The sequence below is a fragment of the Desulfallas sp. Bu1-1 genome (genome assembly GCF_015594625.1).
GTDB lineage: Bacteria > Bacillota > Desulfotomaculia > Desulfotomaculales > Desulfallaceae > JADNRQ01.
The window spans coordinates 195458-201508 of sequence record NZ_JADNRQ010000005.1 but is presented as its reverse complement, the minus strand read 5'-3'; the positions used below and the strand labels follow the sequence as shown (position 1 = coordinate 201508).

Sequence of the window (6051 nt, the reverse complement as noted above, 5' to 3'; positions counted from 1 at the left end):
TCAGGTAGACCACGATGTAGGGCACGCCCACCTGGCGGGCCAGCAGGATGTGCTCGCGGGTCTGGGGCATGGGACCGTCCGCCGCGGATACTACCAGGATGGAACCGTCCATCTGGGCGGCGCCGGTGATCATGTTCTTGACGTAGTCGGCGTGGCCCGGGCAGTCCACGTGCGCGTAGTGCCGTTTCTCGGTCTCGTATTCCACGTGCGCGGTGTTGATGGTGATGCCGCGCTCTCTTTCTTCCGGGGCGTTGTCAATCTCATCGTACCTCTTGACCTGGGCCCGGCCCACGGTGGCCAGCACGGTGGTGATGGCTGCGGTCAGGGTGGTCTTGCCGTGGTCCACGTGGCCGATGGTGCCGATGTTTACGTGCGGCTTGGTCCGCTCAAATTTAGCTTTCGCCATGTTTTAATTCCTCCTTGCATCACATAGGCAAATTATTTCCACTTTTGCTACTTTTTAATATTACCTCTCCCAAATACCACCATTTTATTCGCTACTTTTTGAAGAAATCCTTCTGGGAAAAATAAAAAATAAAGATTTCGCTGCAAAAACCGGTGCTTTTAACCGGCGCTCCGCCCTAAGGGGTCATGACTTTGGGGATATGACGGTATCGTTGGGGACATACCTCCGACCCCAAAGCTTTGCCCTAAAGAGGAGGTGTGTCCCCTGACCGCTATTCCGCATCCAGTGCTCCACTCACTCCAGAAATCCGCCGGACCGCCTGCCGCTGTGGTGTTTTTCAGTAAAACAAAAAAACCAGCTCTAAGGCTGGTTGCCTGGTAGCGGCGCAGGGACTCGAACCCCGGACACTGCGGGTATGAACCGCATGCTCTAACCAACTGAGCTACGCCGCCCTATTCGAGATTCGACGTTCGAGATTCGATGTTCGAAATTGGTTTCATTGAAAGTTCAGACTTGGTCAATTCCGCCTATTCGAACTTCTAATATCGAACTTCGAATTTCGAGATTTGGAGCCACTAACCGGGATTGAACCGGTGACCTCATCCTTACCAAGGATGCGCTCTACCTACTGAGCTATAGTGGCATTTGGTTGCGGGGGGGGGATTTGAACCCCCGACCTTCGGGTTATGAGCCCGACGAGCTGCCAGCTGCTCCACCCCGCGTCAACATATTATACTATATCATATTTAAGATTCTTAATCAAGATTTAATTACTGGAAACGATACCCGCCAAGATAATTTATGGTGGAGAGGGCAGGATTCGAACCTGCGAAGGCGTCGCCGGCAGATTTACAGTCTGCTCCCTTTGGCCACTCGGGAACCTCTCCACGATATATAGTCATATCGGAAAAAACCGGTTTTGAACTGGAGCCGGCGATGGGACTCGAACCCGCAACCTGCTGATTACAAGTCAGCTGCTCTGCCAATTGAGCTACGCCGGCACTTGCGACAAATCTTATTATAAAATATATGCATACAGTTGTCAACAGGTTATTAATTGGAAACATTTGGTTGTTCAAGTTTCATGGCAATTTCCCTGAAATGAATTCAATCATAAGTCTATTTTAGGTACATCCATCAAGAAATGCAATAGTTGTGGCAATTACGCACTACTGCGTTTATAAAAGGCAAAGTCGTCATAATAGATGGCATTTCTCATAAAAGAAATACCCCTTGCAAGGGCCAATGCTCTCAACCGAACGGTTTACTTGGTTTATTGACAATTGTATAATGATTTTTGGGCGGCAGATAGGAGGGCGGGAAATGAATTTATTAATAGGATTGGCGGCGGGGTTCTTCGGAGGGCTTGTCGGCCTCGGTGGCGGCGTGATAATGATCCCCCTGATGGTGGGCATACTGAAAATGGATCAGCATAGTGCTCACGGCACAAGCCTGGTGGCACTGGTCTTTACCGGACTATCAGGGGCTGTCACTTATGCTTTAAATGGCTCGGTGGATATACTGGCCTCTCTACTTTTGGCATCCACCGCCATATTCACCGCCAGAGCGGGGGCACGCTTTGCCAATGCCCTTCCTGAATGGAAGCTCAAGAGGTCTTTCGGCGGATTTTTAATCCTGGTCACCCTGCTCCTGCTCTTAAAACCTTACCTTTCCCATCTTTCCGAGCCCGCCACAGGGTGGGCAAAAATACTTATCCTCTTATTGACAGGGGTCTTTACCGGCTTCCTTTCCGGGATGATGGGGGTCGGAGGGGGTACGATAATGGTTCCCTCAATGGTGCTGCTCACCGGCTTCACCCAGTACACTGCGCAGGGCAGTTCCCTGCTCGCCATGATTCCTGCCGGAGGGGTCGGTGCGTTCACCCATTGGCGTCTCGGAAATGTCAACGCAAGTATCTTGCCGGGGTTAATCCCGGGCATTCTTATAGGCACCTACCTGGGCGGATCCTTTGCCCATATCCTGTCTGAAGGAGCTTTGCGTCTTATTTTCGCCGCCGTGCTGATCTGGACAGGGATACGCTATTTAAGGACACCCAAACCTCAAGCCGGCGCGGAATATAAAACCGGCGTGTAAAAAACATTCCGTGTTCAAGAGACCTCTCATGCCCGCCGGCGGCAAGCCGCCGGCGGGATGGACGGCGTTATGCTTCCCGGTTATGACCGGTTTAATTGAAACCACTCCGGTCAACTCCAGGTTGGCGCCCAGCAACACCATGTTGGCCACCCGGGCGTTGCCCGGGAAACCGGAAATTTCATTGGCGGCAATGTGGTACACTTGCAGGTCTGAAGACCGGGGCTTTACGGCACATTCCGGTAATTAATTACCGGTATTTACTTATCCCTACCGGTTTTCCTTTCCCGCTCGTCAACCTCAAAAACCCACTCCACCACGCGGCGCAACTGTTCCCTGCCCCGGGGCGAAAGTTCCCTGGCTTTATGCAATATCTGAACCGTTTCGGGGTCAAGCTCGTATTTCACCTTCTCAGTTAGGTTAACAGCCTGGCTGTTTTTCTCGTCCGCCAGTCCCAGCAAATAATCGGTAGAGACATCAAAGTACAGGGCTATCTTCAGCAACAGCTCGCCGTGCACCCTTCTCCGGCCCTGCTCCAGGTCCCACAAAAGGGATTTGGATATACCCAGTACATCTGCCAGCCCTTCAAGGGTAAGTTTGTTATTTTCCCGCAAGAGACGCAATCTCTTGGAAAAGGAATCCACGTTTTCCACCCCCCTGTCCGCTCACAGCAGACGTATACTACCAAGTATACTCCCTTCTGACCCACCGATCAATCTGCAAATAGCAGATAGCACCAGTTTAAACCAGATTTGCCTTGAGTTAAGGCAATATATTGGCGAAAACGGCGCGCAGCATCTTTGCCCTATTTCCGCAAAAAGCATACAATAATACCAATATCACTTAACGGGGTGGCGGAAGTGATTCTAACCAAGCAGCTTCGCAACGCGCGCATTGCGCAAAACAAGACTTTACGGCAACTGGCCGAAGAAACAGGTATTTCTTACCAGTACATCTCCGATATTGAGCTGGGTAGAAAAGATCCATCCTTGAGGGTATTAAAACGACTGGCTGAAGCATTAAAGTTAACAATCCTTTTAATTCCCAATGATAAAAATTAGACACTAATATTCCATTTCCTACCAGGACAGCGCTTGTTTGAAAGGATGGTGGCGGTGAAAAAGGATCTAAAAACAAAAATTGAAGAATTGCGTAGACGGCTTAATAAGATTTGTCCCGAACAAAAAGAAAAACTGCTCCTGGAGAGCAGAAAACTGGACCGGTTGATCGTTGAGTATTATAAATCAACATCATCATTGAAAAAAAGGCGCTTGATGCCATTAAAGTGGTGAGCTTGTGGAAAACCCGTAACCTGCAGCACTTTTAAAAACTAAATATCATAGATATATACCCCGTTCCTCCAATGCCAAAATATAAAAAAGCCGGCTTTGCTTTAGCTTTATCCCGCAAACCGGCTCTTTCATTTTATTTTTTACTCAAGCCTGGCGCTTTTCCAGGTAGCGTTCCAGCTTGCGCTTGACCCGTTGCAGCGCGTTATCGATGGACTTTACATGCCGTTTTAAATCCTCGGCGATTTCCTGGTATGACTTGCCCTCCAGGTAGGACATCAGCACCTTCCATTCCAGCGAACTTAGTATTTCCCCCATTTTTTCCTCGATGTCGTCGAACTCTTCCCGGCTGATAATCAGTTCCTCGGGATCGGAAATTTTCGAACCGGATATAACATCCAGCAGGGTACGGTCGGAATCTTCGTCATATATCGGCTTGTTCAGGGACACATAGGAATTAAGCGGTATATGTTTTTGCCTGGTGGCTGTTTTGATTGCGGTGATGATCTGGCGGGTGATACATAATTCAGCAAAAGCCCGAAAAGACGACAACTTGTCCATTCGAAAATCACGAATCGCCTTGTATAGACCGATCATACCTTCCTGGATAATATCCTCCCGGTCCGCTCCGATCAGAAAATAGGAACGGGCCTTGGCGCGAACAAAGTTTTTATACTTGTTGATCAAATATTCTAATGCTACATCGTCACCCTCGCGAGCAAACTCCACGACCTCTTCGTCGATCATAAGCTGAAAATCGCTGGAAGCCTCCCTTTGGGCGTTTAAAGTCAACAGTATCCCCCCCGCCTTTATTTCCCCGCACAAACACAAAACACAAAACAAAAATGCCCACACCGCTAATTACACAATTAAATCCGGGCTAGTATCCCAGATGGCACAATGGGGCAAAAATTGAATTTTAATCAGTTGATCAATACCTTTATTTACAAGTTATATTATATCCGCCGCCGGAAGGCTCGTCAAGTAAAAATGCTGCCTTATTATCCAGATCGGCCCTATTCCTTTTTTCTTCTCCACTGTTCGAATAACTGGCGCAGGTTCCCCGTGAGGCGGTTTTCCAAATACCCTTCGGTGGGATTTTTAAGCGTGAACGGCTTCTGGCCTTCCGTTCTCACCCGCTGTAACCTTTCATGCAATTCCCCCGGAGTCATGCGAAAAGCTCCCCGCCCGAATATGATGCGCTGCTCGTCCCAGTCGGATGTAACCACCCGGATATAACCGTCCCGGGGCATCTCGCCCACCAGGCGCTCAATCAGGGAATCAGCGGTTTCCTCTTCCCGGGTATAAAAAATTTGCACGCCGTTGATTTCCTCGTATCTTTCCGTATTATGTTTGACCCGGTGGGCGTCAAAGACCACCACCACCCGGTCGCCGCTGAACCCCGCGTAATCGGCCAACATGTCCACCAGGCGGTCCCGGGCATGTTCCAGGCTGTCGTTTTTTAACCTGGCCAGTTCGGGCCAGGCGTGTATCACGTTGTAGCCGTCCACCACAATATATTCATTCATTATTGTCCCTACTTCTCCGGCGTACCGCCTCAAATAACACCAGGGCCGCCGCCACCGAGGCATTCAGGGAGTTGACCCTGCCCGCCATGGGCAGCTTGATCAATAAGTCGCACTTTTCCTTGACCAGCCGGCCCAAACCCTTGTCCTCTCCGCCCACCACCAGTGCCAGCGGTCCGTTCAAGGGTGCGTCCCAGATTAATTGCCGCGCCGAAGCATCCGCCCCCACCACCCAGATGCCGTTTTCTTTCAGCAAGTCGATGGTGGCAGCCAGGTTTCCCACCCGGGCCACGGGAACGAACTCAATCGCCCCGGCGGAGGCTTTAACCACCGCCGGGGTAACCGCGGCGGCCCGCCGCCGCGGGATAATCACGCCGTGCGCTCCCGCGGCCTCGGCGGAGCGAATGATGGCTCCAAGGTTGTGCGGGTCGGTTACCTCATCCAGTAATACCAGCAGGGGATCGGCTCCCCGGACCGCCGCCAGAATATCGTCCAGGTCGGCATATTCATACGGCGCCACCCGGGCCACGATACCCTGGTGGGCTGCACCCGGTGCCAGGCGGTCCAGGTAATGCTTTTCAACCTTTTGCACCGGCACCCGGCTCTCCCTGGCCAGGCCGGTAATCTCGGCTACCGTGGCCGGTTTCAGGCCCCTGGCGATGTAAATTTTATTTATCGGCCTGCCGGCTCGCAGCGCTTCGCATACCGGATTGCGGCCGGCAATGGTTTCCTCCATACC

At 51.2% G+C, this 6051-nt stretch carries 9 protein-coding genes and 5 tRNA genes; 3 read left to right on the top strand and 11 right to left on the bottom strand.

Features of this window, described 5'->3' with window-relative positions; translation table 11 throughout:
• From IT084_RS07620 to IT084_RS07595, 6 genes are all read right to left on the bottom strand, one after another.
• The coding region (locus IT084_RS07620) for a GTP-binding protein (protein WP_195712247.1) at nt 1-406 on the bottom strand (406 nt) is incomplete at its 3' end.
• A gap of 375 nt (nt 407-781) precedes the next feature.
• Nucleotides 782-858: transfer RNA gene (locus tag IT084_RS07615), tRNA-Met, on the bottom strand.
• Nucleotides 859-973: 115 nt separating this feature from the next.
• Nucleotides 974-1049 (bottom strand) — tRNA-Thr (locus tag IT084_RS07610).
• Nucleotides 1050-1052: 3 nt separating this feature from the next.
• Nucleotides 1053-1128 (bottom strand) — tRNA-Met (locus IT084_RS07605).
• 80 nt (nt 1129-1208) lie between these two features.
• A tRNA-Tyr gene (locus IT084_RS07600) sits at nt 1209-1293 on the bottom strand.
• Between the two features lie 38 nt (nt 1294-1331).
• Nucleotides 1332-1407, bottom strand: a tRNA-Thr gene (locus tag IT084_RS07595).
• Nucleotides 1408-1729: 322 nt separating this feature from the next.
• Here IT084_RS07595 and IT084_RS07590 point away from each other — a divergent pair.
• The gene (locus IT084_RS07590) at nt 1730-2500 is read left to right on the top strand and encodes a sulfite exporter TauE/SafE family protein (protein WP_195712246.1); all 771 of its coding nucleotides are present in this window, start codon (nt 1730-1732) and stop codon (nt 2498-2500) included.
• Here IT084_RS07590 and IT084_RS07585 read toward each other — a convergent pair.
• Together IT084_RS07585 and IT084_RS07580 are read right to left on the bottom strand one after the other, a co-directional pair.
• On the bottom strand, nt 2450-2701 hold the full coding sequence (locus tag IT084_RS07585; RefSeq protein ID WP_195712245.1) for a hypothetical protein: 252 nt from the start codon (nt 2699-2701) through the stop codon (nt 2450-2452). The two genes, IT084_RS07590 and IT084_RS07585, sit on opposite strands and share 51 nt — an antisense overlap.
• A gap of 56 nt (nt 2702-2757) precedes the next feature.
• Entirely contained in the window at nt 2758-3141 is a 384-nt protein-coding gene (locus IT084_RS07580) for a helix-turn-helix domain-containing protein (protein ID WP_195712244.1), read from the bottom strand.
• 216 nt (nt 3142-3357) lie between these two features.
• Between IT084_RS07580 and IT084_RS07575 the strand changes: the two genes are divergently transcribed.
• Both IT084_RS07575 and IT084_RS07570 read left to right on the top strand, forming a co-directional pair.
• Nucleotides 3358-3558, top strand: coding sequence for a helix-turn-helix domain-containing protein (locus tag IT084_RS07575; protein WP_195712243.1), 201 nt, complete (start codon nt 3358-3360; stop codon nt 3556-3558).
• A 33-nt stretch (nt 3559-3591) separates the two neighbouring features.
• Complete coding sequence (locus IT084_RS07570; protein ID WP_207744468.1) at nt 3592-3789, top strand: aspartyl-phosphate phosphatase Spo0E family protein; 198 nt, start codon at nt 3592-3594, stop codon at nt 3787-3789.
• A gap of 144 nt (nt 3790-3933) precedes the next feature.
• On the opposite strand, the gene sigH is transcribed toward IT084_RS07570, so the two are convergent.
• From sigH to rlmB, 3 genes are all read right to left on the bottom strand, one after another.
• A complete protein-coding gene (sigH, locus tag IT084_RS07565; protein ID WP_195712242.1) occupies nt 3934-4578 on the bottom strand; it encodes an RNA polymerase sporulation sigma factor SigH in 645 nt (214 codons plus the stop codon).
• Between the two features lie 224 nt (nt 4579-4802).
• Nucleotides 4803-5315, bottom strand: a complete 513-nt coding sequence (locus IT084_RS07560; protein WP_195712241.1) for an NYN domain-containing protein — start codon at nt 5313-5315, stop codon at nt 4803-4805.
• On the bottom strand, nt 5308-6048 hold the full coding sequence (rlmB, locus tag IT084_RS07555; RefSeq protein ID WP_195712240.1) for a 23S rRNA (guanosine(2251)-2'-O)-methyltransferase RlmB: 741 nt from the start codon (nt 6046-6048) through the stop codon (nt 5308-5310). Before rlmB ends, IT084_RS07560 begins: the two co-directional genes overlap by 8 nt.
• Nucleotides 6049-6051 lie beyond the last annotated feature (3 nt).